Annotated in this window: 26 protein-coding genes; 11 read left to right on the plus strand and 15 right to left on the minus strand. The window is 74.0% G+C overall.

The genetic code is table 11. The features are described 5' to 3' along the window. The first annotated feature begins 67 nt into the window (after positions 1-67). Both SM452_RS09670 and SM452_RS09675 read left to right on the plus strand, forming a co-directional pair. Entirely contained in the window at positions 68-409 is a 342-nt protein-coding gene (locus tag SM452_RS09670) for a PadR family transcriptional regulator (RefSeq protein ID WP_350816001.1), read from the plus strand. Next, positions 406-1,347, plus strand: coding sequence for a permease prefix domain 1-containing protein (locus tag SM452_RS09675; protein ID WP_355507772.1), 942 nt, complete (start codon positions 406-408; stop codon positions 1,345-1,347). Before SM452_RS09670 ends, SM452_RS09675 begins: the two co-directional genes overlap by 4 nt. A gap of 63 nt (positions 1,348-1,410) precedes the next feature. On the opposite strand, the gene SM452_RS09680 is transcribed toward SM452_RS09675, so the two are convergent. Then, complete coding sequence (locus SM452_RS09680) at positions 1,411-1,971, minus strand: GNAT family N-acetyltransferase (protein WP_262012361.1); 561 nt, start codon at positions 1,969-1,971, stop codon at positions 1,411-1,413. 87 nt (positions 1,972-2,058) lie between these two features. On the opposite strand from SM452_RS09680, the gene SM452_RS09685 reads away from it, so the two are divergent. The 4 genes from SM452_RS09685 to SM452_RS09700 all read left to right on the plus strand — a co-directional run bounded on the left by SM452_RS09685 (position 2,059) and on the right by SM452_RS09700 (position 6,055). Further along, positions 2,059-3,348, plus strand: a complete 1,290-nt coding sequence (locus SM452_RS09685; protein WP_262012360.1) for a sensor histidine kinase — start codon at positions 2,059-2,061, stop codon at positions 3,346-3,348. Next, complete coding sequence (locus tag SM452_RS09690) at positions 3,345-4,022, plus strand: response regulator (protein WP_194802923.1); 678 nt, start codon at positions 3,345-3,347, stop codon at positions 4,020-4,022. The genes SM452_RS09685 and SM452_RS09690 overlap by 4 nt, the downstream gene beginning before the upstream one ends. 81 nt (positions 4,023-4,103) lie before the next feature. Then, positions 4,104-4,997 carry an ABC transporter ATP-binding protein gene (locus SM452_RS09695; protein ID WP_135239376.1) on the plus strand — a complete coding sequence of 298 codons (894 nt, stop codon included), beginning with the start codon at positions 4,104-4,106 and terminating at the stop codon, positions 4,995-4,997. Continuing rightward, positions 4,994-6,055, plus strand: coding sequence for an ABC transporter permease (locus SM452_RS09700; RefSeq protein WP_463839749.1), 1,062 nt, complete (start codon positions 4,994-4,996; stop codon positions 6,053-6,055). Before SM452_RS09695 ends, SM452_RS09700 begins: the two co-directional genes overlap by 4 nt. Positions 6,056-6,121: 66 nt before the next feature. Here the strand turns inward: SM452_RS09700 and SM452_RS09705 are convergent, their stop codons facing one another. The 7 genes from SM452_RS09705 to pgsA all read right to left on the minus strand — a co-directional run bounded on the left by SM452_RS09705 (position 6,122) and on the right by pgsA (position 12,059). Further along, the gene (locus tag SM452_RS09705) at positions 6,122-6,871 is read right to left on the minus strand and encodes a YebC/PmpR family DNA-binding transcriptional regulator (RefSeq protein ID WP_463839750.1); all 750 of its coding nucleotides are present in this window, start codon (positions 6,869-6,871) and stop codon (positions 6,122-6,124) included. A gap of 230 nt (positions 6,872-7,101) precedes the next feature. Next, positions 7,102-7,707, minus strand: a complete 606-nt coding sequence (pdxT, locus tag SM452_RS09710) for a pyridoxal 5'-phosphate synthase glutaminase subunit PdxT (protein WP_463839751.1) — start codon at positions 7,705-7,707, stop codon at positions 7,102-7,104. 7 nt (positions 7,708-7,714) lie between these two features. Beyond that, on the minus strand, positions 7,715-8,626 hold the full coding sequence (pdxS, locus tag SM452_RS09715; protein ID WP_262012356.1) for a pyridoxal 5'-phosphate synthase lyase subunit PdxS: 912 nt from the start codon (positions 8,624-8,626) through the stop codon (positions 7,715-7,717). 126 nt (positions 8,627-8,752) lie between these two features. Then, a complete protein-coding gene (locus SM452_RS09720; RefSeq protein ID WP_135239369.1) occupies positions 8,753-9,256 on the minus strand; it encodes a hypothetical protein in 504 nt (167 codons plus the stop codon). Positions 9,257-9,338: 82 nt separating this feature from the next. Next, positions 9,339-10,499 carry a glycosyltransferase family 4 protein gene (locus SM452_RS09725; protein ID WP_262012355.1) on the minus strand — a complete coding sequence of 387 codons (1,161 nt, stop codon included), beginning with the start codon at positions 10,497-10,499 and terminating at the stop codon, positions 9,339-9,341. Positions 10,500-10,509: 10 nt separating this feature from the next. Further along, positions 10,510-11,442, minus strand: a complete 933-nt coding sequence (locus SM452_RS09730) for a phosphatidylinositol mannoside acyltransferase (RefSeq protein ID WP_463839752.1) — start codon at positions 11,440-11,442, stop codon at positions 10,510-10,512. Beyond that, positions 11,439-12,059: a phosphatidylinositol phosphate synthase gene (gene pgsA / locus SM452_RS09735; protein WP_262012353.1), complete on the minus strand. Its 621-nt coding sequence runs from the start codon at positions 12,057-12,059 to the stop codon at positions 11,439-11,441. The genes SM452_RS09730 and pgsA overlap by 4 nt, the downstream gene beginning before the upstream one ends. A gap of 252 nt (positions 12,060-12,311) precedes the next feature. Between pgsA and SM452_RS09740 the strand changes: the two genes are divergently transcribed. Next, entirely contained in the window at positions 12,312-14,468 is a 2,157-nt protein-coding gene (locus SM452_RS09740; protein WP_262012352.1) for an elongation factor G-like protein EF-G2, read from the plus strand. A gap of 98 nt (positions 14,469-14,566) precedes the next feature. Here the strand turns inward: SM452_RS09740 and SM452_RS09745 are convergent, their stop codons facing one another. The 4 genes from SM452_RS09745 to thrS all read right to left on the minus strand — a co-directional run bounded on the left by SM452_RS09745 (position 14,567) and on the right by thrS (position 19,106). Beyond that, on the minus strand, positions 14,567-15,625 hold the full coding sequence (locus SM452_RS09745) for an aldo/keto reductase (protein ID WP_355507758.1): 1,059 nt from the start codon (positions 15,623-15,625) through the stop codon (positions 14,567-14,569). A 203-nt stretch (positions 15,626-15,828) separates the two neighbouring features. Then, positions 15,829-16,482, minus strand: coding sequence for a CG0192-related protein (locus SM452_RS09750; protein WP_463839753.1), 654 nt, complete (start codon positions 16,480-16,482; stop codon positions 15,829-15,831). A gap of 31 nt (positions 16,483-16,513) precedes the next feature. Further along, the gene (locus SM452_RS09755; protein ID WP_463839754.1) at positions 16,514-17,074 is read right to left on the minus strand and encodes an HIT family protein; all 561 of its coding nucleotides are present in this window, start codon (positions 17,072-17,074) and stop codon (positions 16,514-16,516) included. 10 nt (positions 17,075-17,084) lie between these two features. Further along, entirely contained in the window at positions 17,085-19,106 is a 2,022-nt protein-coding gene (thrS, locus tag SM452_RS09760) for a threonine--tRNA ligase (protein WP_355507754.1), read from the minus strand. A 203-nt stretch (positions 19,107-19,309) separates the two neighbouring features. On the opposite strand from thrS, the gene SM452_RS09765 reads away from it, so the two are divergent. Continuing rightward, positions 19,310-20,329, plus strand: coding sequence for a YcnI family protein (locus tag SM452_RS09765; RefSeq protein WP_463839755.1), 1,020 nt, complete (start codon positions 19,310-19,312; stop codon positions 20,327-20,329). 194 nt (positions 20,330-20,523) lie between these two features. On the opposite strand, the gene SM452_RS09770 is transcribed toward SM452_RS09765, so the two are convergent. Next, positions 20,524-21,453: an ADP-ribosylglycohydrolase family protein gene (locus SM452_RS09770; RefSeq protein ID WP_463839756.1), complete on the minus strand. Its 930-nt coding sequence runs from the start codon at positions 21,451-21,453 to the stop codon at positions 20,524-20,526. 73 nt (positions 21,454-21,526) lie between these two features. Here SM452_RS09770 and SM452_RS09775 point away from each other — a divergent pair, with 73 nt between their 5' ends. The 3 genes from SM452_RS09775 to SM452_RS09785 all read left to right on the plus strand — a co-directional run bounded on the left by SM452_RS09775 (position 21,527) and on the right by SM452_RS09785 (position 24,141). Further along, entirely contained in the window at positions 21,527-22,216 is a 690-nt protein-coding gene (locus SM452_RS09775) for a response regulator transcription factor (RefSeq protein WP_355507748.1), read from the plus strand. Positions 22,217-22,245: 29 nt separating this feature from the next. Further along, a complete protein-coding gene (locus tag SM452_RS09780) occupies positions 22,246-23,637 on the plus strand; it encodes a HAMP domain-containing sensor histidine kinase (RefSeq protein WP_355507806.1) in 1,392 nt (463 codons plus the stop codon). A gap of 228 nt (positions 23,638-23,865) precedes the next feature. Continuing rightward, positions 23,866-24,141, plus strand: coding sequence for a hypothetical protein (locus SM452_RS09785; RefSeq protein ID WP_355507746.1), 276 nt, complete (start codon positions 23,866-23,868; stop codon positions 24,139-24,141). Here SM452_RS09785 and SM452_RS09790 read toward each other — a convergent pair. Further along, entirely contained in the window at positions 24,098-25,123 is a 1,026-nt protein-coding gene (locus SM452_RS09790; protein ID WP_194801027.1) for an adenosine deaminase, read from the minus strand. The genes SM452_RS09785 and SM452_RS09790 overlap by 44 nt on opposite strands. After that, complete coding sequence (locus SM452_RS09795) at positions 25,120-25,911, minus strand: trans-aconitate 2-methyltransferase (protein ID WP_463839757.1); 792 nt, start codon at positions 25,909-25,911, stop codon at positions 25,120-25,122. Before SM452_RS09795 ends, SM452_RS09790 begins: the two co-directional genes overlap by 4 nt. Between the last annotated feature and the right edge of the window lie 51 nt (positions 25,912-25,962).

The raw sequence follows: 25,962 nt of genomic DNA on the forward strand, positions 1-25,962 counted from the left end.
GCCGGTGTGCGGCACGCGATGTCCCTGCCTGTTGCAATGGTGTGTGGCACACAGTATCGTGTTGGGCATGGTCAGCGAAGAGGTCCTCCGGACCCATCTCCAGGAGCTACGACGCGGCACTGTCGTGGTGGCCAGCCTGGTCGCCCTGCGCCGCCCCGACTACGGATACGCCCTGCTGCAACGGCTGGCCGCGCACGGCTTCGCGGTCGACGCCAACACGCTCTACCCGCTGCTGCGCCGGCTGGAGGACCAGGGCCTGCTGACCAGCGAGTGGAACACCGAGGAGAGCCGGCCGCGCAAGTTCTACCGGACCAGCGACGACGGCCAAGACCTCCTGAACCGCCTGCTCGACGACATGACCGCGGTGCGGACGTCCGTCACCGAACTGATCGAAGGAGCGGAACGATGAGTTCCCTGACCGACCGTTACGTCGCCGCCACGATGCGGGCCGTGCCCGCCCAGCGCCGCCTGGAACTCGCCGAGGAACTGCGCGGCTCCATCGCCGACATGATCGACGACCGGACCTCGGGCGGGCAGGACCACGCCTCCGCCGAACGCGAGGTGCTCACCGAGCTCGGCCACCCGGAGAAGCTCGCGGCCCGCTACAGCGACCGCACCCTGCAACTCATCGGCCCGCGCTACTACCTGACCTGGTGGCGGCTGCTGCGGCTGCTGCTCACCTGGATCCCGGCGATCGTCGGCGCGCTCTCCGGCGTCACGAAGGCGCTCGTCGACGGCGAGCCGGGCGCGGCGATCGGCACGGCGGTCGTGGCCGCGATGCAGACCGCGGTGCAGATCGCGTTCTGGGTCACGCTGGTGTTCGCCGTGCTGGAACGCACCCGAACCCCGCTCGGCCTGCCCGAGTGGACCGTCGACCAGCTCCCCGAGGAGACCCGGGAACGGCAGATCAGCCACTCCGACAGCATCGCCTCCGTGGTGTTCCTGCTCGCCACCATCGGCCTCCTGGTCGGCCAGCACTTCCAGCGCTGGACCACCGACGACGGCACCCGGCTGCCGGCACTCGACCCGGCGCTCTGGAGCTTCTGGCTGCCGGCCCTGATCGTGGTGCTGCTGGCCACCGTCGGCCTGGAGATCGCCAAGTACCGCTCCGGCCGGTGGACCTGGCCGCTGGTGGCGGTCAACGCGGTGCTCAACGTGGCGTTCGCCGCCCCGGTGCTCTGGCTGCTCGCCAACGACCGGCTGCTCAACCCGGAGCTGGTCGAGCGGTTCGCCTGGCTGCGCGACGGCGGGACCGTCGAGTTCGCCCGGGTGGCGGGCGCGGTGGTCGTGCTGGTCGCGATCTGGGACGTGGTCGACAGCGCGGTCAAGGCCCGCCGCGCCGCCTGAAGCCCCGCCCGGCCCGGCACGCCCCGTCGAGGGCGTGCCGGGCCCTTTCGGGTACGCGGACAGTCAGGCCGCCGCGCGCCACTCCCGGGCCAGCAGCGCGTAGACCACCTCGTCGGTCCACTCCCCCTTGACGAACTCGTTCTCCCGCAGGTGCGCCTCCCGGCGCATGCCCAGCCGTTCCAGCACCCGGGCCGACGCGGTGTTGCGCGCGTCCAGCCGGCCCACGATCCGGTGCAGCCCGAGCCCGTCGAAGCCGATCCGCAGCAGCTCCCGGGCCGCCTCGGTGACGTACCCGCGGCCGGTGTGCGCGGGGTGCGCCACGTACCCGATCTCGCCCTGCCGGTGCTCCCCGCTGGTCCAGCTCAGCAGCACGTCGCCGAGGAAATCCCCGGTGTCCACCAGCGTCACCGCCAGGTTGAGCACGTCGCCGGGGGCGCGCAGCGCGGTCCGCCGGACCAGCCGGTCGATCGCGGCTCGAGCGGCGGCGTCGTCGTACGGCCCGTGGTAGAGGTAGCGGGTCACCTCCGGGCGGCCCCGGTAGTCCCGGACCACGGCGAGGTCCTCGGCGGTGAAGGCGCGCAGCAGCAGGCGCTCGGTACGTAACGGCAGATCGGGCACGAACACCCCGGCAGGCTACGTCCCGGCTGTCGTCCGGCCCACCCGTTTACGCCCCGGGCACCGCATCGGCGGCAGCGGTGGCATGGTCGTACGGTGAGCACCGCACCCACCACCGCCTGGCGCCGGCCGGCTCCCACAGCCTCGCAGTTGCGCGCCGACCTCTGGGTCGGGCTCGCGGTCACCGTGCTGGCCCTGTTCGAGCTGACGCTGGCGCACAGCACCGGGGCCTTCCTGCTCGGGCCACCGCCGAGCGTCGCCGAGCAGATCTGGTGGACCGTGGCGGTGACCGCTCCGCTGGCCGTACGCCGGCGGTGGCCCGCCACCGTCGCCGTGCTCGTCTCGATCGCCTTCGTCGCGGGGCAGGCGCGGGCGGTCCCGCTCGCCCAGCTCCCGTCGGGCGCGCTGTTCGCCGCCCTCTTCACGCTCGGCGCGTGGGGCACCGACCGGCGGCTGGCCGGGCGGCTGCGGGCCGGCATCATCGTGGCGATGTTCGGCTGGCTCGCGCTGTCCCTCGCGCTGCGGGCCGACCAGATCACCGCCGCCTCCTTCGCCGACGCCGCCGGCCCGGTGCCGCCGGTGCTCGCCGCCGTCGTGAACGGCGTGCTCTACAACGTGCTGTTCTTCGGGTTCGCCTACTACTCCGGGCAGACCGCCTGGGTGGCCGCGCGCCGCAGGCACGAACTGCGCGAGCAGGCCGAGCAACTGCGCCGGTCACAGGTCGAGGCGCGCGAGCGCGCGGTGATGGGCGAGCGGGTCCGCATCGCCCGCGAACTGCACGACGTGGTCGCCCACCACGTGTCGGTGATGGGCGTTCAGGCCGCCGCGTGCCGGCGCGTGTTCGACAGGGACCGGGACAAGGCGCGTACCGCCCTGGCCGCGATCGAGGAGACGGCCCGCACCTCGGTCGACGAGCTGCGCCGGATGCTCGGCGTGCTGCGCGACCCGGACGCCGCTGCCGGCGCGGCCACCGCGCCGGAGGACACCGCCGGCATCGACGAGGTCCGCGCGCTCGTCGACCGGGCCCGGGAGACCGGCCTGCGGGCCGACGTCGGGGTGTACGGGGAACCGGTGCCGCTGCCGCGCTCGGTGTCGCAGGCGGCGTACCGGATCGTGCAGGAGGCGGTGACGAACGTGGTCAAGCACGCCCACGCCACCACGCTGGACGTGCGGATCCGCTATCTGGCGAGGGACCTGGAGATCGACGTGAGCGACGACGGACACGGCGCCGTGCCGGCTGCCGGGGCCGGGCTCGGCCTGATCGGCATGCGGGAGCGGGTCGCCGCGCACGGCGGTGAGGTGGAGGCCGGGCCACGTCCCGGCGGCGGGTTCCGGGTCCGGGCCCGCATGCCGCTGCCGGTCGAGGCCACCGGGCGGGCGGCGTGACCGCCCCGGTGCGGGTGCTGCTCGTCGACGACCAGCACCTGGTCCGGACCGGTTTCCGGGTGATCCTGGAGGTCGAGGACGACATCGAGGTGGTCGGCGAGGCCGCCGACGGGCAGCGCGCCGTGTCGATGGCGGCCGCGCTGCGTCCGGACGTGGTGCTGATGGACGTGGAGATGCCGGTGCTCGACGGGCTGGAGGCCACCCGCCGGATCACCGCCGACGCGACGCCGGGCGGCCCGGCGGTGCTGATCCTCACCACGTTCGACCACGACGACTACCTGTTCGCCGCGCTGCGCGCCGGGGCGAGCGGCTTCCTGCTCAAGAACGGCACCCCGGAGGACCTGATCGAGGCGGTCCGGGTGGTGGCGCGCGGCGAGGGACTGATCGCGCCGGCGCTCACCCGGCGGGTGATCTCCACGTTCGCCCGGCCCGGCGCGGTGCCGCCGGACCCGCGGCACGACGCGGCCACCGCGGACCTGACGCCGCGCGAGCGGGAGGTGCTGGAACTGGTGGCGCGCGGGGCCAGCAACGCCGAGATCGCGGACGTGCTGCACGTCGGCGAGGCGACGGTGAAGACCCACGTCAGCCGCGTACTGGCCAAGCTCGGGCTGCGCGACCGGGTGCAGGCGGTGGTGTTCGCGTACGAGCACGGGGTGGTCCGGCCCGGCGGATGAGGCCCGTCCGCCGTGCGACGGACCCGATGATCGCTCCGTGGTGGGACGACGGGAACGACGGCCGGCCGTAGCGTCGGGATCATGACCAGCGTGCTCCGCCTCGACGGCGTCGACCGCAGCTTCGGCGGCCGTCAGGTGCTCAAAGACGTCTCCTTCGACGTGACCGCCGGGCGCATGACCGGATTCGTCGGCGGCAACGGCGCCGGCAAGACCACCACCATGCGGATCGTCCTCGGCGTGCTCGCCCCCGACGCCGGGCAGGTGACGTGGCGGGGGCGACCGCTCACCCGCGAGGCCCGCGCCCGGTTCGGCTACATGCCCGAGGAACGCGGCCTCTACCCGAAGATGACACCCCGCGAACAGGTGGTCCACCTCGGCCGCCTGTACGGGCTGGACGCCGCCGGGGCGCGCCGGCGTACCGACGCGCTGCTGGAGCGGGTCGGTCTCGGCGAGCGGGCCGACGACCTGCTGGAGACGCTGTCGCTCGGTAACCAGCAGCGGGCGCAGATCGCCGCCGCGCTGGTGCACGACCCGGAGGTGCTGATCCTGGACGAGCCGTTCTCCGGGCTCGACCCGCTCGCCGTCGACATGGTGGTCGCCGTGCTGCGGGAACGCGCCGCCGCCGGAGCGCCGGTGCTGTTCTCCAGTCACCAGCTCGACGTGGTGGAGCGGCTCTGCGACGACCTGGTGCTCATCGCGGGCGGCACGATCCGGGCCGCCGGCGCCCGCGAGGAGCTGCGCGCCGCGTACACGCTGCCCCGGTTCTCGCTCGTGGTGGACGGCGACGCCGGCTGGCTGCGCGACCAGCCCGGCGTGCGGCTGGTCGACCTCGACGGCGCGCGCGCCGTGTTCGAGGTGGACCCGCCCGCCGACGACCAGTCGGTGCTGCGCGCGGCGCTGGACCGCGGCCCGGTGCGCGCGTTCGGCCCGGTCACCCCGTCCCTCGCCGAGATCTTCCGAGAGGTCAACCAGTGAACACGTTCCAGGCCACCAGGCTGGTCGCGGCCCGCGAGATCAAGGTCAAGGTCCGCGACAAGACGTTCCTCTACAGCACGCTGATCTTCCTGCTGCTCGCCGTCGTCGCCACAGTCGTGCCGGCGTTGATGAGCAGCGGTCCGTCCACTGTGGCGGTGACCGCGGCCGGCGCCGAACCGCTGCGCGCGGCCGGGCTGGACGTCATGCTCGTCGCCGACGACGGCGCCGCCGAACAGGCGGTACGCGACGGCGACGCGGACGCCGCGGTGGTGGCCGGTCCGCTGGTGGTCGCCGACGAGCGGGCCCCGGACGACGTGGTCGCCGCGCTCAGCGCGGCCCCGCAGGTGAAGCTGCTGGACCCGGACGCGGTGGATCCGTTCGTCGCGTACCTGGTGCCGTTCGCCTTCGCGTTCGTCTTCTTCTTCATGTCCCAGACGTTCGGGTTGCAGATCGCGCAGAGCGTCACCGAGGAGAAGCAGACCCGGATCGTGGAGATCCTGGTCGCCGCCGTGCCGGCCCGGGCACTGCTGGCCGGCAAGATCCTCGCCGCGGGCGCGCTGGCGCTCGGGCAGATCACGCTGATCGCGGCAGTCGCGCTGATCGGGATGCGCCTGACCGACGGCGGTGACCTGCTGGGCCTGATCGCGCCCGCAATCGGCTGGTTCGTACCGTTCTTCCTGTGCGGCTTCCTGCTGCTGGCGGCCATGTGGGCGGCCGCCGGTGCGCTGGTGAACCGGCAGGAGGACATCGCCGGGGCGTCCACCCCGGTGCAGCTCGCGGTGATGGCGCCGTTCTTCGCGGTGGTGTTCCTGCACGACAACGCCACCGCGATGCGGATCCTGTCGTACCTGCCGATCTCCGCGCCCACAGCGATGCCGGTACGGCTGTTCACCGGTGACGCGGCGGCGTGGGAGCCGTTCGTGTCGCTGGCGCTGCTGCTGCTCGCGGCGGCCGGCTTCCTGCTCGCCGGGGCCCGGGTCTACGAGGGCTCGCTGCTGCGCACCAACGGCCGGACCTCGGTACGGGCGGCGTGGCGGCAGCGGGAGCCGATCGGCTGACCGGGCGAGACGCCGAGCGCCGGCCACCCCGGGATCCGGGGGCCGGCGCTCGGCACGTCGGGCGGGTCAGCCGACGGCGGCCATGACCTCGTCGGAGACGTCGAAGTTGGCGTAGACGTTCTGCACGTCGTCGCAGTCCTCCAGCACGTCGATCAGCTTGAAGATCTTGCGCGCGCCCTCCTCGTCCAGCGGCACGTTCACGCTGGGGATGAGGGAGGACTCGGCCGACTCGTACTCGATGCCGGCGTCCTGCAGCGCGGTGCGGACCGCGATCAGGTCACCCGGCTCGGAGACCACCTCGTACGCCTCACCGAGGTCGTTGACCTCCTCCGCGCCCGCGTCGAGCACGGCCATCATCACGTCGTCCTCGCTGGTGTCGCCCTTGGGGACGATCACCACGCCCTTGCGGGAGAACATGTACGACACCGAACCCGCGTCGGCCAGCGAGCCGCCGTTGCGGGTCAGCGCGGTGCGCACCTCGGTGGCGGCACGGTTGCGGTTGTCGGTGAGGCACTCGATCAGCATCGCCACGCCGTTCGGGCCGTAACCCTCGTACATGATCGTCTGCCAGTCGGCGCCGCCGGCCTCCAGGCCGGAGCCGCGCTTGACCGCGCGGTCGATGTTGTCGTTCGGGACCGAGTTCTTCTTCGCCTTCTGGATGGCGTCGTAGAGAGTCGGGTTACCGGCCGGGTCACCGCCGCCGGTACGGGCGGCCACCTCGACGTTCTTGATCAGCTTGGCGAACATCTTGCCGCGCTTGGCGTCGATGACCGCCTTCTTGTGCTTGGTCGTCGCCCACTTTGAGTGGCCGGACATCTGTTACCTCCGTTGCTACCCGCCGTCTGCATCGACCGCACCGCACACGCCCCGCTCCCCCACCGGCGCACGTCGAGGTGCTGTGATCTTCGCTGGGAGCCGCGGCGGGCTGATGGCCCTGCCGAATCTCGGCAATCCTACCGGCGGCGGGCGGGTCACTGTCACGCGCCGCACGGCACCGGCCCGTCCCAGCCCACCCGAACCGGTACAACCAGGGACGGACCGGCCGCTCAGGAGGCGGCCCGGACCAGCTCCACGAAGTGCCGGTGCAGCCGCAGGTCGCCGGTCAGCTCGGGGTGGAACGACGTGGCCAGCAGGTTGCCCTGCCGCACCGCGACGATCCGGCCCGCGGCCGGGCCCCCGGTCACCCGGCCGAGCACGTCGACGTCCGGGCCGACCCGCTCCACCCAGGGCGCCCTGATGAACACCGCGTGGAACGGGCCGCCGTCGACGCCGGTGATCGACACCGGCGCCTCGAACGAGTCGACCTGGCGGCCGAACGCGTTGCGCCGCACCGTCATGTCGACGCCGGCGAAGCCGCGCTGGTCGGGGCGGCCGTCCAGCACCTCGGCGGCCAGCATGATCAGGCCGGCGCAGGAGCCGTAGACCGGCATGCCGGCGGCGATCCGCTTGTCGATCGGCTCGCGCATCTCGAAGATGTCCACCAGCTTGCTGATCGTCGTGGACTCACCGCCGGGCACCACCAGGCCGTCGACCGCGTCCAGCTCACCCGGGCGCCGCACCGGCCGGGCGTCGGCGCCCGCGCCGGTCAGCGCCGCGACGTGCTCGCGTACGTCGCCCTGGAGGGCGAGCACGCCGATCACCGGTACGGTCACGCCCGGCTCACCAGCCGCGCTCGGCGAGGCGGTGCGGCTGCGGGATCTCGTCGACGTTGATGCCGACCATCGCCTCGCCCAGCCCGCGGGAGACCTTGGCGAGCACGTCCGGGTCGTCGTGGAACGTGGTCGCCTTGACGATCGCGGCGGCCCGCTGGGCCGGGTTGCCGGACTTGAAGATGCCGGAACCGACGAAGACGCCCTCGGCGCCGAGCTGCATCATCATGGCCGCGTCGGCGGGGGTCGCGATGCCACCCGCGGTGAACAGCACGACCGGCAGCTTGCCCTGCTCGGCGACCTCCTTGACCAGCTCGTACGGGGCCTGCAACTCCTTGGCCGCGACGTACAGCTCGTCGGAGGGCAGCGTCTGGAGCCGGCGGATCTCCTGCCGGATCTTCCGCATGTGGGTGGTGGCGTTGGAGACGTCACCGGTGCCCGCCTCGCCCTTCGAGCGGATCATGGCGGCGCCCTCGGTGATCCGGCGCAGCGCCTCGCCCAGGTTCGTCGCCCCGCACACGAACGGGACGGTGAACGCCCACTTGTCGATGTGGTTGGCGTAGTCGGCCGGGGTGAGCACCTCGGACTCGTCGACGTAGTCGACGCCGAGCGCCTGGAGGATCCGCGCCTCGACGAAGTGGCCGATGCGGGCCTTTGCCATCACCGGGATCGACACGGCGGAGATGATGCCGTCGATCATGTCCGGGTCGCTCATCCGGGACACGCCGCCCTGCGCGCGGATGTCGGCCGGTACGCGCTCCAGGGCCATCACGGCCACCGCGCCGGCGTCCTCGGCGATCTTCGCCTGCTCGGGGGTGACCACGTCCATGATCACACCGCCCTTGAGCATCTCGGCCATGCCGCGCTTGACGCGGGCGGTGCCGACGGCGGTGGCGGGGGTCGGGGCTGCGGATTCAGACACGGGACATCGCTCCTCGGCGTGCTCGGGAGGTGACTGCGCAGGAATGCTACGACCGGCGCGACGCCGGTCCGAGCGCCAATCGAACCCCCGGTGGCCTGCCGTGTGGCCCCCGTCACGGCCGGTGCGTCAGCCGGTGGTCACGTCCGCGTGCGACGCCAGCGTCGGGTCGTCGATGTCGAAGTAACGCGGCCACTCCCGCCCGCGTCCCATCCGGAACAGCCGCACCACCGGACGCCCCCGCGCCGAACGGGCGTCCCGGACCAGGTCGGTGTGCACCTGCCGGGCCAGCGCCAGCCGCCGGCTCGCCGCGATCACCGCCGCGCAGGCCGCGTCGTCCGGGTCCAGCCGCACCGCCCGCAACTGCCGGGTCAGGTCGTTCTCGGCCGCCTCGCGCTCCTCCGGAGCGGCGTCCAGCGCGATCCGGGCGGCGGCGTACAGCTCCACGCCGTACCGCTGCTCGGCCAGGACCGCGGCGGCGGCCGCGCGGCGCAGCAGGTGCGCGTCCAGCGCGCGGGCCGCCGAGTCCGCGCGGACCTGCAGCCGCTGCACACGGCCGGAGGTCCAGATCAGGTACGCCGAGAGCAGCCCGAGCACCGCGACCGCGCCCACCACCCACCACATGCCCGGCATCGTAGTGCTGCTCCTCATCCCGGCCGGCCGGCGCTCGCACCGGCAGACGCGCTCGTCACAGCGGCCGCAGCGGCCACAGCGGTCAGCCCAGTCCCGCCCACTCCTGGTCCATGACCCGGCCGTCGGTGGCCTCGATCGCGGCTGCGTATACCTCCAGAACGCGGCGGGCAACCACGGGCCAGTCGAAATTCGCCACCACCTGGTCGCCGCAGGCGGTGAGCCCGGCGCGGCGGCCGTCGTCGTCGAGCAGCTCGGACAGCGCGGCCGCCAGCGCCGTCGCGTCGCCGGTGGGGAACAGCCGCCCGGCCCGTCCGCCGTCGAGCACCCGGCGGAACGCGTCCAGGTCGCTGGCGACCACGGTGGCCCCGGCGGCGAGCGCCTCGGTGAGGATCATCCCGAAGGACTCCCCTCCGGTGTTCGGTGCGACGTAGAGGTGCACGCTGCGCAGCATGCGTGCCTTGTCCGCCTCGGAGACCAGGCCGAGGAACGTGACCCGGTCGCGCAGCCCGGCCGGGAACCGCCCATACAGCTCGTCGGCGTCGCCCGGCCCGGCGACCAGCAGACGCAGCCCGGGGCGGTGCGGCGCCAGCGCGACGAACGCGTCCCGCAGGATCGGGAAGCCCTTGCGCGGCTCGGTGAAGCGGCCCAGGAACCCCAGCGTGCCGCCGGTGCCCGGGGCGCACTCCCCCGGCCAGCCCGGCAGCGGCGGCACCCCGGCGAACTTCGCCACCGCCACCCCGTTCGGGATCTCCACCGCGCCGCCGTCCATGTGCTCGACCTGCACCTTGCGGGCCAGCGCGCTGACCGCGATCCGGGCGGTGATCCGCTCCAGCACGATCTGGAGCACGCCCTGCGCGGCCGACATCACCCGGGAGCGGGTCATCGCGGTGTGGAACGTGGCCACCACCGGGCCGCGGGCGCAGAGCACCGCCAGCATCGACAGGCTCGGCGTGAGCGGCTCGTGCACGTGCAGCACGTCGAAGTCGCCGCGGGTGATCCAGCGCCGCACCCGGGCGGTGGAGACCGGGCCGAAGGCGATCCGGGCCACCGACCCGTTGTACGGCAGCGGCACCGCCCGCCCGGCCGACACCACGTACGGCGGCAGCGCCGATTCCTCGTCGGCGGGCGCCAGGACGCTCACCTCGTGGCCGAGCCCGAGCAGCGCCTCGGCCAGGTCCATGACGTGGTTCTGCACGCCGCCCGGCACGTCGAACGAGTACGGGCACACGATGCCGATACGCACTGCGCCCCCCCTAGACCGTCCCGGTGGTGGCCGGTGGCCGCGGCGACGTGGGCGTACCGTCCCGGTCCTGGTCCAGCCACATCCGCTGCAACATGTGCCAGTCTTGCGGATGCCGGGCGATGCCCGCCGCCAGACCGTCGGCAATCCGCTGCGTCACCGCGCGCACCCGCTCGTCGAGCGGGGCGCTGTCCGGGTCCGGCAGCGGCAGCGGGCCGTCGATGGACGCGCACGCCGCGTCCGGTTCGTACCACATCGAGGCCACGTAGAGCGGGGCGCCGGTGCGGATGGCCAGCAGCGCCGGCCCGGCCGGCATCCGGGTCCGGCCGCCGAAGAAGTCCACCTCCACGCCCCGGGCGGACAGGTCCCGGTCGGCGAGCAGGGGCACCACGTAACCGGCACGCAGCCGGTCCACCAGCACGTCGAACGCCGGACGCGGGCCACCGCGGTTGGGCAGGATCTCCATCCCCAGCCCCTCCCGGAACCCGACGAACCGCTCGTAGACGCCGTCCGGGAGCCGCTCCGCCACCGTGGTCATCGGCCAGCCGGTGGCCGCCACCCAGGCGCCCGCGGCGTCCCAGTTGCCGGCGTGCGGCAGCGCCACCACGGCGCCCCGCCCGGCCGCCACGTCGGCGGCGAGCAGTTCCTGCCCGTCCAGGCGGAACCCGGCGAGGATCTCCGCCCGGCTCAGGCCGGGCAGCCGGAACGCCTCCATCCAGTACCGGGCGTACGAGCGCAGCCCGTCGCGCACCAGCACGTCCAGCTCCGCGTCGGACATCTGCGGGCCGACCACCCGGCGCAGGTTGGCGCGCAGTCGACGCGTACCCCCGCCGTCCTTGCGGTGGGCGCGGTCGGCACCCGCCCGGAAGGCCGCGGCCGCGACGGGCCGGGGCAGCGCCCGGATCAGGCGCCAGCCCGCGACGAAGCCCGCCTCGGTGAGATTCACTCGACGCCGACCTGCTGGGCCTGGCGGTACACGTGGGCCATCCGCTGCCCCACTGTGAAGATCGAGACGGCGGCGAGCAGCCAGAGCGCGATCTCCAGCGCGGGACGCACGCCGACGCCGGTGAGCAGGCCGCCGACGCCGACGATGAGCAGCCGCTCGGTGCGTTCGGCGATGCCCACGTTGCAGGTCATCCCGAGCCCCTCGGCGCGGGCCTTGACGTAGGAGACCAGACCACCGGCGGCCAGGCAGATCAGCGCCGCCGCCACGCCCGAGTAGTCGTGCTCGGTGGCCAGCCAGTACGCGACCGCGCCGAACACCGCGCTGTCGGCGATCCGGTCCATGCTCGAGTCGAGGAACGCCCCGAACCGGGTGGACCCGCCGCTCATCCGCGCCATCGTGCCGTCGAGCAGGTCGGTGAGGGCGAAGACCGTGACGATCAGCGCACCGGCGACCAGATGGCCGCGCGCGCCGAAGCCGAGCGCGCCGACGAGCACGCCGGCGGTACCGGTCACGGTGACCGCATTGGGGGACACGCCCGCACGCAGCAGCGCGCGGGCGACCGGCTCCACGACGCGGGTCATGCCCGCGCGGGCCGTCACTTGGAAGATCTTCGCCATGGCGGTCCCACGATAACGGCCCGCAACCGCCGGGGACACAGCCGGGCGTACGACCCGCCCGGCGGCCCTTGTGCGGGCACCCGTGCGGGTGTGAGATCGAGCCAGGAGGTGAGCCAGTTCACCGGAGCACCGGTCCGCGTTCCCGTCCAGCAGGAGATCACCGGAAGATATCGCCGCGGCGCCCGTCCCGGGTCCGCTCCCCCGTCGCCCGCGGCGGTCGCCACCACCACCGGTTGAGGGAGGTGCGCCGCGATGGCGCAGAAGAACGAGAAGGGTGTCACCGGCGGCGCGCCGGTGGTGACCGAGCCCGGCAGGGTTCGCAACGTGGTGCTCGTCGGGCACTCCGGCGCCGGCAAGACGACGCTCGTCGAGGCGCTGCTGGCCGCCAGCGGCACGATCGGCCGGGCCGGCGCCGTCACCGAGGGCACCACCGTCTGCGACCACGACCCCGCCGCCGTACGCCAGCAACGCTCGGTGAGCCTGGCCTGCGCCCCGCTGACGCACCGCGACGTCAAGGTCAACCTGCTGGACACCCCGGGGTACGGCGACTTCGTCGGTGAGCTGCGCGCCGGGCTGCGCGCCGCCGACGCGGCGCTGTTCGTGGTCTCCGCCGTCGACGGCATGGACGCCGCCACCGCCGCCCTGTGGGAGGAGTGCGCCGCCGTCGACATGCCCCGGGCCGTGGCGGTCTCCCGGCTGGACCACCCGCGCGCCGACTTCGACGAGGCGGTCGCGCTGTGCCAGCGCGTCTTCGGCGACAACGTACTCCCGCTCTACCTGCCCATGCTCGGCGACGACGGCGAGTCGGTGGCCGGGCTGATGGGGCTGATCACCCGCCGGGTGTACGACTACTCCGACGGGCTGCCGGCGGCGGTGCGCGAACCGGACCCGCAGCACCTGCCGGCCATCCAGGAGTCCCGCGACGAGCTGATCGAGGGGATCATCGCGGAGAGCGAGGACGAGACCCTGATGGACCGCTACCTCGGCGGCGAGGAGATCGACCCCGAGGTGCTCATCACCGACCTGGAGACCGCCGTCGCCCGCGGCCACTTCTACCCCGTGGTGCCGGTGTGCGCGGAGACCGGCGTCGGCCTGGACGCGCTGCTCGACGGCCTGGTCGCGGCGTTCCCGTCGCCGCTGGAGCACGACCTGCCCGCGGTCACCGGCGTGGACGGCTCGCCCCGCCCGCCGCTGACCTGCGACCCGGACGGCCCGCTGGTCGCCGAGGTGGTCAAGACGACAGTCGACAGGCACGTCGGGCGGGTCTCGCTGGTGCGCGTCTTCTCCGGCACGCTCCGCCCCGACCAGGTGATCCACGTGTCGGGTCACGGAATGGCCGAGCGCGGCCACCCCGACCACGACGCCGACGAGCGGGTCGGTCACGTCTACAGCCCGCTCGGCGCGACGCTGCGCGAGGTGGCCGCCTGCGTCGCCGGTGACCTGTGCGCGATCACCAAGTCGGGCAGCGCGGAGACCGGCGACACCATCTCCGCCAAGGACGACCCGCTGCTGATCGCGCCGTGGGAGATGCCCGAGCCGCTGCTGCCGGTGGCGATCACGGCGCGCAGCCGGGCCGACGAGGACGCGCTGGCCCGCAACCTGTCCCGGCTGGTCGCCGGCGACCCGACGCTGCGGCTGGAACGCAACGCGGAGACCCACCAGCTGGTGCTCTGGTGCATGGGCGAGGCGCACGCCGACGTGGTGCTCGACCGGCTGCGCGGCGGCGGCGTCGAGCTGGACACCGAGCCGGTCCGGGTGCCGCTGCGCGAGACGTTCACCGCCGCCGCGCGCGGGCACGGCCGGCACGTCAAGCAGTCCGGCGGCCACGGCCAGTACGCGGTCTGCGACATCGAGGTGGAGCCGCTGCCCCGGGGCTCCGGCTTCGAGTTCGTCGACCGGGTGGTCGGCGGCGCGGTCCCGCACAACTACATCCCGTCGGTGGAGAAGGGCGTCCGGGCGCAGATGGAGCGCGGCCTGGTCGCCGGCTACCCGGTGGTGGACCTGCGAGTGACGCTGGTCGACGGCAAGGCGCACAGCGTCGACTCCTCCGACGCGGCGTTCCAGACCGCCGGCGCGCTGGCGCTGCGCGACGCCGCCGAGAAGGGCCAGCCGGCGCTGCTGGAGCCGGTCGACGAGATCACCGTACGGGTGCCCGACTCGTCGGTCGGCGCGGTGATGGGCGACCTGTCCGGGCGGCGCGGCCGGGTGCTCGGCACCGAGCCGGACCCGGACGCCGAGGGGCGGACGCTGGTCCGCGCCGAGGTGCCCGCTACGGAGCTGCTGCGATACGCGGTAGAGCTGCGCTCGATGACGGCGGGCACCGGCACGTTCCGGCGCGAGTTCGCCCGCCACGAGCCCATGCCGGCCCACTTGGCCGACCAGGCCCGCAAGGAGTCCACCACCCACTGACCCCGCCCCAGTCCCCGCCTCGGCCTTCACCCCGCCTCGGCCCCGCGATCTTGCACTTACGGCCCCCGCAAATGGGGCATTCCCGACATCAGGAGGGGTCAGGGGCGGACGGCGGGGACCGGGGGCATCGGCCAGTGGGGGCGGTCGGCGTCGCGGAGGGCGGCCGAGCGTACCGCCGCCAGTTGCCGCTCCACCTCGGCGAACTGGTCCGGCGCGAGCGGGCCCCGGGCCAGCGCGGCCGCGTTCTCCTCGACCTGGGCGACGGTACGGGCACCGGGGATCGGCACGGCCCGGTCGCTGCGCGCCCAGATCCACCCGATCGCCCCCTGCGCCAGGGTGCGCCCGTCGGCGGTCAGCGCGTCGCGCACGGCGGCGACCCGGCGCAGCCACTCCGGGGCGGGCCGGCCGCTGCGGAACCACTCCAGCCAGGTCGGCCCGAGTCCGCGTACGTCGTCGCGGGGCAGCGTGGACTCCGGCGTGTACTTGCCGGTGAGCAGACCCATCCCGAGCGGCCCCCGGGCCAGGCCGGCGAGATCGTGCTTGTCGCAGGCGTCGAGCATGGCCGGGGCGTCCCGCAGCACCGACAGCGCGTGCTGCACGGCGGCGGCACCGCGGGCGACCTGCGCGAACGCGGCGGCCCGGTCGGCCCGGTCGGTGCTCCACCCGTACGCCCGGATCAGGCCGGCGCCGACCAGGTCGTCGAGCGTGCCGATGAGCGCCTCGGCCCGGGGCAGGGGCAGGTCGCCCAGGTGCAGCTGGTAGAGGTCGATGCGGTCGGTGCCCAGCCGGCGCAGCGACTCGGTCACCGCCCGGCGCAGGTAGTGCGGCGAGGCGTTCTCGCCGGTGGCCTGCCGGGTGCGCTCGTCGAACGTGTAGCCGAACTTCGTGGCGATCACCGCCTCGTCACGCCGGCCGGCGAGCGCCCGTCCGAGCACCCGCTCGCCGTGGCCGGCGCCGTACGTGTCGGCGGTGTCGAACAGGGTGACGCCGAGGTCGAGCGCGCGGCGGATCGCGCGTACCGACTCGTCGTCGTCGACCCGGCCCCAGCCCAGCGGGCGGGCGCCCTCGGCCCACGGGCCGCCGATCGCCCAGCACCCCATGCCGAGGGCGCTCACCTCGATGCCGCTGCGCCCCAACTGTCGCTTGTCGACTGCCACCGCCGCATCCTGTCATCTCCCCGGCGACCGCGGGCCGGTTCGCAGCCGGAGAGTCCGGCCGCAATCACTCCGCGTGACGCCAAGCGGTGGACGATCGTGGCGAAGCGATATGCCTCAGAGTCATGAATATGCCTCTGAGGCATATCGGTGCGAGGCCGTCCCTTCGATCCGGCCTCCGACGCAGCAGGCCGCCCGGCGAGCCGTCAGGGCGCGTAGGCCAGCAGCACCGGCTCGTCCTGGCCCGACCAGGTGCCGGTGAGCCCGCCGGAGCCCGGCACCTCGGCCGGTACGGGCCGCCGGACCACCGCCAGCTCGACGTCCCCGAGCTGGACCACCGTCACGCCACCGTCACCCGAGCCGGCCGAAACCGGACCGGTCGAAACCGGACCGGCCGAAGCCGGACCGCTCGGCACCGGGCGGCCGGTACGGCTGCCGGCCAGCGTCATGCTCGCCGGGCGCACCTCGCGCTTCCCGTCGACCTCGAAGTACTCCTCGGCCTGCCCGGCGCCGGCGAGCACGGCGGCGGCCAGCAGCGGCGGGTACACCGGGTCGCCGCAGGCGTCGTACACCCAGCGGCGGCCGAGCACCGAATGCTCGACGAGGCCCACGAAGAAGTCGTCCGCCCCGGCCAGCGGCGCGCCCCGGTAGGTCAGCGGCACCTGGAGCACCGGGCCGTCACCGGCGCGCACGAGCAGCGTCTCGACGCCGACCTCGCCGGCCGGGTCGTCGAACCGGTACGCCGCGACGCGGGTGACCGGCGCGCCGGTCTCGCCGGCGAACCACTGCCGGCCGGGCAGCCAGCCGGCGAGCAGCTCCAGTTTCGAGGGGTGCAGTTCCGCGCGGTGCAGGAGAGCCATGCGCAAGATCGTACTGTCGGGGCGGCCCCCGTCAGACCGCCGCCCACGCCTTGGCGAGCAGTTCCCGGGTGTCGGCGAGCAGCTGCGGCAGCACCTTGGTGCGGCCGATCACCGGCATGAAGTTGGCGTCGCCGCCCCAGCGCGGCACCACGTGCTGGTGCAGGTGCGCGGCGATGCCCGCGCCGGCCACGCCGCCCTGGTTCATGCCCAGGTTGAAGCCGTGCGCGCTGGAGACGTGCCGGACCACCCGCATGGCGGCCTTGGTGAACGCGGCCAGCTCGACCGTCTCCGGCTCGTCCAGCTCGGTGTAGTCGGCCACGTGCCGGTAGGGGCAGACGAGCAGGTGCCCGGGGTTGTACGGGTAGAGGTTGAGCACCGCGAACACGTGCTCGCCCCGGGCCACCACCAGGGACTCCTCCGGCGGCAGGCCGGGCGCGAGGCAGAACGGGCAGCCGGCCGGCTTCTCGTATCCGCCCTCGGGCCGGTCCTCGCCGGAGATGTAGGTCATCCGGTGCGGCGTCCAGAGCCGGTCCAGCCCGTCCGCCAGACCGTTGTCGCCGCCGTACCCGGTGTCCCGCTCCGCCCCTGTCACACAGGCGATCCTACGATCCGGGCCGCTCGGCGGCAGGACCGGCGTTGGTGCGCGACTCCACCACCTCGCGGACGTGCGCCACCGCCTCGTCGATCGGTACGCCGTTGCGCTGCGAGCCGTCCCGGTAGCGGAACGAGACGGTACCGGCGGCCACGTCGTCGTCCCCGGCGATCACCATGAACGGGATCTTCTGCTGCTGCGCGTTGCGGATCTTCTTCTGCATGCGGTCGTCGCCCAGGTCGACCTCGGCCCGGATGCCGTGCCGGCGCAGCGTCGCGGCGAAGTCGACCAGGTAGTCGCCGTGCTCGTCGCGGATCGGGATGCCGACCACCTGCACCGGCGCCAGCCAGGCCGGGAACGCGCCCGCGTAGTGCTCGGTGAGCACGCCGATGAACCGCTCGATCGACCCGAACTTGGCGCAGTGGATCATCACCGGCTGCTGGCGGGTACCGTCGGCGGCCTGGTACTCCAGCCCGAAGCCCTTGGGCTGGTTGAAGTCGTACTGGATGGTCGACATCTGCCAGGTCCGGCCGATCGCGTCCTTGGCCTGCACGGAGATCTTCGGGCCGTAGAACGCCGCGCCGCCCGGGTCCGGCACCAGTTCCAGGCCGGTCTCCAGCGCGCACTGCTCCAGCACGGCGGTGGCGGTCGCCCAGTCGGAGTCGGAGCCGACGAACTTGTCCGGCTTCGACTCGTCGCGGGTCGACAGCTCCAGGTAGAAGTCGTCGATGCCGAAGTCGCGCAGCAGGCTGAGCACGAAGCCGAGCAGGTGCTTGATCTCCGACGGCGCCTGCTCGCGGGTGCAGTAGGAGTGCGAGTCGTCCTGGGTGAAACCGCGCACCCGGGTCAGGCCGTGGATGACGCCCGACTTCTCGTACCGGTAGACCGTCCCGAACTCGAACAGCCGCAGCGGCAGCTGCCGGTAGGAGCGCCCGCGCGAGGAGTAGATCAGGTTGTGCATCGGGCAGTTCATGGCCTTGAGGTAGTAGTCGCTGCCCTCCATCTCCATCGGCGGGAACATCGTGTCCTTGTAGTAGGGCAGGTGTCCCGAGGTGTGGAAGAGACCTTCCTTGGAGATGTGCGGCGTGCCGACGTAGTCGAAGCCCTCCTCGACGTGCCGCGCCCGGACGTAGTCCTCCATCACCCGCTTGAGCACGCCGCCCTTGGGGTGGAAGACCGGCAGGCCGGACCCGATCTCGTCGGGGAAGCTGAACAGGTCGAGGTCCGCGCCGAGCTTGCGGTGGTCGCGGCGGGCGGCCTCCTCCAACAGCTTCAGGTACGCCTTGAGCTCGTCCCGGGTCGGCCACGCGGTGCCGTAGACGCGCTGCAGCTGCGGATTCTTCTCCGACCCGCGCCAGTACGCGGCGGCCGAGCGCATCAGCTTGAACGCGCCGATCAGCCGGGTGTTCGGCAGGTGCGGGCCCCGGCACAGGTCCGACCAGCAGACCTTGTCCTCGTTCGCCGCGAGGTTGTCGTAGATGGTCAGCTCGCCGCCGCCCACCTCCATCACCTCGGAGGAGTCCAGCCCCTCCCCCTTGACCTCGATCAGCTCCAGCTTGTACGGCTCGGCGGCCAGTTCGGACCGCGCCTCGTCCAGGTCGGCGAACCGGCGGCGGCGGAACCGCTGGCCGGACTTGACGATCTCCTGCATGCGCTTCTCGAGCTTGGTCAGGTCGTCCGGCTGGAACGGCTTGTCCACGCCGAAGTCGTAGTAGAAGCCGTTCTCGATCGGCGGGCCGATGCCGAGCTTGGCGTCCGGGAAGACGTCCTGCACGGCCTGGGCCAGCACGTGGGCGGTGGAGTGGCGCAGCACGTTCAGCCCGTCCGGGCTGTCCAGCGTGACCGGCTCGACCGCGACCTCCTCGGCCGGGCGCCAGTCCAGGTCGCGGAGCTGGCCCTGCGGATCGCGGACCACCACGATCGCCTTCGGCCCGCTCATCGGCAGGCCGGCCGCGGCCACCGCGTCGGCCGCCGTGGTCCCGGCGGCGACGACGACGGGGTCGGCCACGACGGGGGTACGGGGTGCGGACACGGTGACTCCTGTCGTCGACGGTACGGAAGGGCCGGTGACCGGCCCCTGCGATGCTATCGGTCGCCCGGACCCGGACCGCCGCCGACGCCGGTGCCCGCCTCCGGCGAGTTCCGTGCCGGGTTGAACCTTTTCGCCCCGCCGCCCGAACTACCAGGTGGGGCCGGAGCCGGTACCGGCCCCTGTCGAGAAGGATGGGGACGACCATGAGGATGACCCGTCAGGGCCGGTGGGCGGCGGCGTCGCTGGCGGCCGTACTCGCCGGGGCGGTGGGCTGGCCCGCCGCGGCGAACGCGGCCGGGGTGACCGTCACGACCTCGCCCGCCCAGGTACGCCAGGGCGACGCGATCGAACTGTCCGTGCTGGTGCCGGCGGACAAACCCGGCACCCGGACCATCCGGATCGAGCTGACCATGCCCGCGGACGCCCCGATCGGCGAGGTGTACCCGCTGTCGGTGCCGGACTGGGCGCCCACCATCACCACCCGCACGCTCGACCAGCCGGTCCCCGGCATGCACGCGGCCGAACTGAACCAGGTGACCCACTCGGTGAGCTGGCTGCGGATGCCCGGCACCGGCACCGGGGCGGCCCGGCTGCCGCTGGGCATGGGACCGATGCCCGCCACCGACCGGCTCACGTTCACCGTGACGCAGACGTACGACGACGGCAGTGTGGTCCGGTGGGCGGACCCGGCAGGTGGCGCGCACCCCGCGCCGACCGTCGACCTGCTGCCGCCGCTGCCGGGCACCGTGACGCACGACGACGGCGCCGGTACGAACGGCGGCGCGCACGGCGGTCACGGCGCGCCGGGCGCCCTCGGCCGGGCGCAGGATGGCGCGCAGGACGGCACGGCACCGGCGGCCGGGGCTGCCGACGACGGGCCGAGCGCCGACCTGCTGCTCGGCGGTGGCCTGCTCGCCGGGCTGGCCGGTGGCGCGGCGATCGGCTGGCTGCTGAGTCGCCGCCGGCGCGACACCATGACCCTGCCGCCCGACGACAGCCCTACCCCGGACGACAGCCTTTCCCCCGACGCGCCCGCCGCCACCGAGCGCCCGGACGCGGACAACCGCTCCGACTCCCCCGAGCGTGCCCCCGCTCCCGCCGCCGACACCCCGGCACCCGATTCGCCCACTGGAGACCCGGCACCGGATTCCCCGGATTCGGGGAGCGCCGCGGACCCGCTCGGCGAGCCCGTCCCCGCTGGTGGTGCACGCCGGAGCGCATGATCGACTCCACTTCGCCGAGGTGGCTGCATCCCACCCCCGCCGACCCCGCCACCTCGCCGAGCTGGCGCGCACCCTGGTCACCACCGACCGTGATCCACACCTGCTCGGGGAGGTTGCGGCATCACGCACCCTCGACCCCGCCACCTCCCCGAAGTGGCCCGCGTGCCGGTCGAAACGAACGGAAGTACGGGCGGTCAGGCGGGGGCGGTCAGCCAGCCGGGGAGTGGCTCGCGGGCGGTCAGCCAGCCCTCCGGCACGCCGCCCGGCGCGCCCACCCCGGTGTACGCGGCCACGATCCCGCCCACGATCGCGGCGGTGGTGTCCACGTCGCCGCCCGCCTCCACGCAGACGCGGATCGCGGCGGGGTAGTCGTGCAGCAGCGTGGCGGCGACCCAGAGCGTGAACGGCACGGTGTCCTGCGCGGTGACCCGGGAGCCGTTGCCGAGCGCGTCGGCCGCCGCGGCGGCGGAGTGACCGAGCAGCGCGGCGGCCCGGCGTACCCCGCGGTGCACCTGACCGGCCGGGTCGAGCGTCCCGGCGACGGCGGTGAGCAGCCGGGCCGGGTCGGGCCGGCCGCCGTCGAGGCGGGCGCGGGCGGCGAGCGAGGCGGCGACCGCGACGGCCACCGCACCGGCGACGCCCTCCGGGTGGGCGTGTGTCACCTCGGCGGAGGCGCGGGCCTGCTCGGCGGCGCGGCGGGTGGAGTCGGCGTGCCAGGCGCCGAGCGGCGCGACGCGCATCGCGGCGCCGTTGCCGCAGGAGCCCTGCCCGTCGAACGCGGACGCGGCGGCCACCGGCCAGGGCGTGCCGGTGCGGATCAGCCGCAGCACCGTCACCGCGCCCGGCCCGTACCCCCGGTACGGCTCGCAGCGCTGCGCGAACGCCAGCGCCAGCCGGTCCCGGTCGATGCGGCCGCCGGCGGCCAGCTCGGCCACCACCGAGCACGCCATCTCGGTGTCGTCGGTCCACTCCCAGGGTGGTTCGGGCAGCCGCCCGGCGGCGAGGTCGTCCGGGTGCCGGCCGGGGACGAAGAACTGGGAGCCGAGGGCGTCGCCCACCGACAGGCCGGCCAGCGCGTCGCGGGCGAGCGTGAGGCGGGTGTCGGGGAAGAGCGTGAACGTCATCGCCGTCCCAGCTTGCCCGCTTCCCCGGACCGCCGCAACGCGACCGGCTTGCCACGCCGAGTACGGTGCTGACGTGGCAACCGTCCTGCTGGTCGAAGACGACCACGTCGTGCGCGGCGCCATGCTGCGGTCGCTGACCGACCGGGGGCACGCGGTGCACGCCGTCGGCACCGCGCTGGACGCGCTGCGCCGGGTCGCCGCGGAGATACCGGACCTGGTGGTGCTCGACCTCGGTCTGCCCGACCTGGACGGCTCGGACGCGCTGCGCATGCTGCGCGGCATCACCGACGTGCCGATCATCATCGCCACCGCGCGCGACGACGAGCAGTCGGTGGTGCGGCTGCTGCGCGCCGGCGCGGACGACTACATGGTCAAGCCGTTCACCGGGGCGCACCTGGACGCCCGGATCACCACCGTGCTGCGCCGGGCCGGCCGGGCCAGCCGTACCGTCGCGCCGGCCGTGCACACGGTCGGCGGCCTGCGCGTCGACGTGGGCGAGCGCAGCGCGGTGCTGGACGGGGAGGCGCTGGCGCTGACCCGCAAGGAATTCGACCTGCTGGCGTATCTCGCCGCGCGTCCCGGCCGGGTAGTGTCCCGGCGGGAACTCTTGGAGGAGGTATGGCGGCAGCCATCGGTCGGCGAGGACCAGACCATCGACGTTCACCTGTACTGGCTCCGCCGCAAAATGGGCGAGTCCGCGGCGAAGCCGCGCTACCTGCGCACCGTGCGGGGGGTCGGCTTCCGGCTGGTGGCGCCGGACTGAGGTTCAGCCTCGCCGGGCTCACCGCGGGGCTGTGCGGCCTGATCGCGCTCGCCTTCCTCATCCCGCTCGGGCTGACCCTCGCCGACCGGACCCGGGAGGCGGAGCTGGCCGACGCCGCCCGCCGGGCCGCGCTGGTGACCGGCGCGCTGGCGGTCAGCACCGACACCGCGACGATCGAACGGGCGGTGGCCGCCGCGGCCGGTGACGATCCGGCCATGCGCCCGGTCGTGCACGGCATCGGCGCGGACGAGTCCGCCGGTCGCGCCGACCCGCGGGTGCTCGCCGAGACGGCCGCGCGGCGGCAGTCGGTGGTGACCGAGGTGGACGGCGGGGTGCTGCGGCTGGACCCGGTGGTGCTCGGTGACCGGGTCGCCGTGGTGGAGGTGTTCGTCCCCGACGAAGTGCTCGACTCCGGGGGCGGCGGGCGGTGGCTGCTGCTGTTCGCGATCGGCCTGGCGCTTGTCGGCGCGGCGGTCGCAGTGGTCGACCGGGTGGCGGCGAGGGCCGTGGACGCCACCGGCGACCTGGTCAAGGCGGCGCTCGCGGTGGGCGACGGCGAGCTGGGGCTACGGGTCGAGCCGACCGGCCCGCGTGAGCTGGCCGAGGCCGGGCACGCGTTCAACCGGATGACGGAACGGCTGGTGGCGCTGCGTGCCGACGAGCACGAACTGGTCGCCGACCTGTCGCACCGGCTGCGTACGCCGCTGACCGCGCTGCGGCTGGACGCCGAGGCGCTGGAGTCCGACGACACGAGCATCGGCACGTTCAGCGAGGCGGAGCTGGACCGGCGACGCGGCATCCGGCGGATCCGGCAGGCGATCGTCACGCTGGAGGGCGAGGTCGACCAGCTCATCAAGACGACCCGCAAGGCGGTCGCCCAGGAGTCGGCGCCGGCGTCGTGCGACGTGAGCGAGGTGGTCCGGGACCGGATGGTCTTCTGGTCGGCGCTGGCCGGTGACCAGAACCGGCCGCACCGGGTGGTCGGGGCGCAGTTCCGCATCCCGGCGCCGGTGCCCCGCGCCGAACTGGCCGCCGCGCTGGACGCGGTGATCGGCAACGTGTTCCGGTACACGCCGCAGGGCACCGCGTTCGAGGTGGCGGTGAGCCGCCGGGACGGCTGGGTGGCGATCCGCATCGACGACGCCGGGCCGGGCATCGCCGACCCGGACCGGGCGCTGCGCCGGGGTGAGAGCGACAAGGGCTCGACCGGGCTCGGGCTGGACATCGCCAAGCGGGTCGCGTTGCAGGCGAACGGTTCGGTGAGCATCGACCGGGCCCGGCTCGGCGGGGCGAGCGTGGTGATGCTGCTGGCCGACCCGGATGCGGCACCCCGGCAGGTGAACCGGTTCGGGCTGGTCGGGCGGATGGCCCGGGAGGCCCGCGAGCCGCGTGCCGGGCGGCGCTGGCCGCGCCCGCGCTGACCCGTGGCTGTGTACGGGCGCAAGTTCTCCTTAAAGGTGGTTTAACGACGGCCGGAAAACCGGCGTGAACTGCCAGGATCGCTGACAGAACCCATCAGTTCCGTCGGCCGGGACGCCCCGTAAGACCTTCCGGCCGACGGATCATGCGCGCGGCGGGAGTCCGGTCCCCCCACACCTCGCTCCCGTCGCGCGCGCTCTCCCGTCGATCCCGGGCGCGAGGTGACCGTCATGCCACCGGCCGTCAGTCGTCTGCTCCGCTGGGCCGCCGTCATCGGCCTGGGCATCGCGCTCACGCTCGCGGTCTGGCAGGACCCGGTGCTCGCGCACGGGCCCGTCCGGCCCGCGCCCGCCGCTCCCGGTCCCACCGTCGCGCTCACCGTGCTCGCGCTGTCCGCGATGCTGCTGACCGCGCGGCGCCGGCCGCCCCGGGGATCCCGGCGGCCGGCACCGGTACGGCCGCTCAGCGCGCCGCGCTCCCCAGGTACGCGTCGATCTCGGCGGTGATCCGGGCCTGCTCGGCCGGCGTCAGGAACGCGGCGGCCACGGCGTCGCGGGCCAGCGCGGCGACCCCGTCGGGGCCGAGGCGCAGCAGCCGGGCGGCCACCGCGTACTCGTCGTTGAGCGTGGTGCCGAACATCGGCGGGTCGTCGGAGTTGATGCTGACCGGCACGCCGGCCTCGACGATCCGGGGCAGCGGGTGCGCGTCCAGGCTGGGCACGGCCCGGGTGCGCACGTTGGACGTCGGGGAGATCTCCAGCGGGATCCGCCGCTCGGCGAGGTAGGTCAGCAGCGCCGGGTCCTGCGCGGCGGAGATGCCGTGGCCGATCCGCTCGGCGCCCAGCTCGCGCAGCGCGTCCCAGATCGTCTCCGGGCCGGTGGTCTCGCCGGCGTGCGGCACCGAGCGCAGCCCGGCGGCCCGCGCCTGGTCGAACCAGGGCTTGAACTGCGGCCGGGGCACCCCGATCTCGGGGCCGCCGAGGCCGAAGCTGACCAGCCCGTCGGGTCGTTCGTCGAGCGCGATCCGCAGCGTCTGCTCGGCGGCGGGCAGGCCGGCCTCGCCGGGGATGTCGAAGCACCAGCGCAACGCGATGCCGAAGTCGGCCTCGGCGCGCTTGCGGGCGTCCTCGATCGCCTCGCAGAACGCCGGCGCCGGGATGCCGCGGTTGACGTGCGAGTACGGCGTGACGGTCAGCTCGGCGTAGCGGACCTGCTGGCGGGCCAGTTCCCGGGCGACCTCGTGGGTGAGCAGCCAGACGTCGTCGGCGTCGCGGATGAGGTCCACCACGCTGAGGTAGACCTCGATGAAGTGGGCGAAGTCGCGGAACGCGAAGTAGTCGGCGAGCGCCTCCGGGTCGGCCGGGACGGGGCTGCGCCCCTCGTGCCGGGCGGCCAGCTCGGCGACGATCCGGGGCGAGGCCGAGCCGACGTGGTGCACGTGCAGCTCCACCTTGGGCAGTCCGGCGATGAAGGTGGGCAGGTCGGTCACGAGTTCTCCTCTGCGCGGGCGCCGGTGCGGGCCACCATGAAGATCCGGCGGAACGGGAAGTACACCTGACCCTGCCGCACCGGGTACGCCTGCGCGAGCCGTACCCCCAGCTCGGCGCGGAAGGCGGCCCGGCCGGCGGCGTCCAGCGCGGCGCGGACCGGGCGCAGCGCGGTGCCCTCCATCCAGGCCAGCACCGGGTGGTCGGCGCCGGAGGCGGGCAGCAGATGCACGTACGTAGTCTCCCAGGCGTCGACCGCGCAGCCCGCGTCGGTCAGCAGCGTGGCGTACCCGACCGGCTCGTCGACAGGGGCCTCGCGCAGCTTCCCGGCGAGCGCGTCGCGCCACCGGTCCTGCGCGGCGACGGAGCGCAGCAGCCGGTGTGACGGTGCGTCGAAGTTGCCGGGTACCTGGAACGCCAGCCAGGCGCCGGCCGGCAGCGCGCCCGCCCAGCGGCGGAGCAGGTCGCGGTGTTCCGGCACCCACTGGAGCACGGCGTTGCCGACCAGCACGTCCACGTCGGGCTCCGGCTGCCAGTCGCGGACGTCGGCGACCGCGTAGCCGACCGGTCCGCCCTCGGCGGTCGCCCGGGCGATCATCTCCGGGGAGGAGTCCAGGCCGGTGACTCGGCTGCCGGGCCAGCGGGCGGCGAGCGTGGCGGTGAGGGTGCCGGGGCCGCAGCCGAGGTCGACCACGGCGCGCGGGTGCTCGGCGCCGACGCGGGCCAGCAGGTCGTGGAACGGCCGGGAGCGCTCGTCGCCGTAGCGCAGGTAGGTACGCGGATCCCACATGGCAGCCTCCAAACCGTACGTACGTCTTGTTAGACGGTACGGCCCGGCGCG

The organism is Micromonospora sp. SYSU B005 (genome assembly GCF_055362685.1).

Excerpts from the sequence above, each read along its gene's own strand:
- SM452_RS09670 (WP_350816001.1), top strand. The coding sequence starts at position 68 with ATGGTCAGCGAAGAGGTCCTCCGGACCCATCTCCAGGAGCTACGACGC.
- SM452_RS09675 (WP_355507772.1), top strand. The coding sequence starts at position 406 with ATGAGTTCCCTGACCGACCGTTACGTCGCCGCCACGATGCGGGCCGTG.
- SM452_RS09695 (WP_135239376.1), top strand. The coding sequence starts at position 4,104 with ATGACCAGCGTGCTCCGCCTCGACGGCGTCGACCGCAGCTTCGGCGGC.
- SM452_RS09705 (WP_463839750.1), bottom strand. The coding sequence starts at position 6,871 with ATGTCCGGCCACTCAAAGTGGGCGACGACCAAGCACAAGAAGGCGGTC.
- SM452_RS09720 (WP_135239369.1), bottom strand. The coding sequence starts at position 9,256 with ATGCCGGGCATGTGGTGGGTGGTGGGCGCGGTCGCGGTGCTCGGGCTG.
- pgsA (WP_262012353.1), bottom strand. The coding sequence starts at position 12,059 with ATGGCGAAGATCTTCCAAGTGACGGCCCGCGCGGGCATGACCCGCGTC.
- SM452_RS09740 (WP_262012352.1), top strand. The coding sequence starts at position 12,312 with ATGGCGCAGAAGAACGAGAAGGGTGTCACCGGCGGCGCGCCGGTGGTG.
- SM452_RS09750 (WP_463839753.1), bottom strand. The coding sequence starts at position 16,482 with ATGGCTCTCCTGCACCGCGCGGAACTGCACCCCTCGAAACTGGAGCTG.
- SM452_RS09765 (WP_463839755.1), top strand. The coding sequence starts at position 19,310 with ATGAGGATGACCCGTCAGGGCCGGTGGGCGGCGGCGTCGCTGGCGGCC.
- SM452_RS09770 (WP_463839756.1), bottom strand. The coding sequence starts at position 21,453 with ATGACGTTCACGCTCTTCCCCGACACCCGCCTCACGCTCGCCCGCGAC.
- SM452_RS09785 (WP_355507746.1), top strand. The coding sequence starts at position 23,866 with ATGCCACCGGCCGTCAGTCGTCTGCTCCGCTGGGCCGCCGTCATCGGC.
- SM452_RS09795 (WP_463839757.1), bottom strand. The coding sequence starts at position 25,911 with ATGTGGGATCCGCGTACCTACCTGCGCTACGGCGACGAGCGCTCCCGG.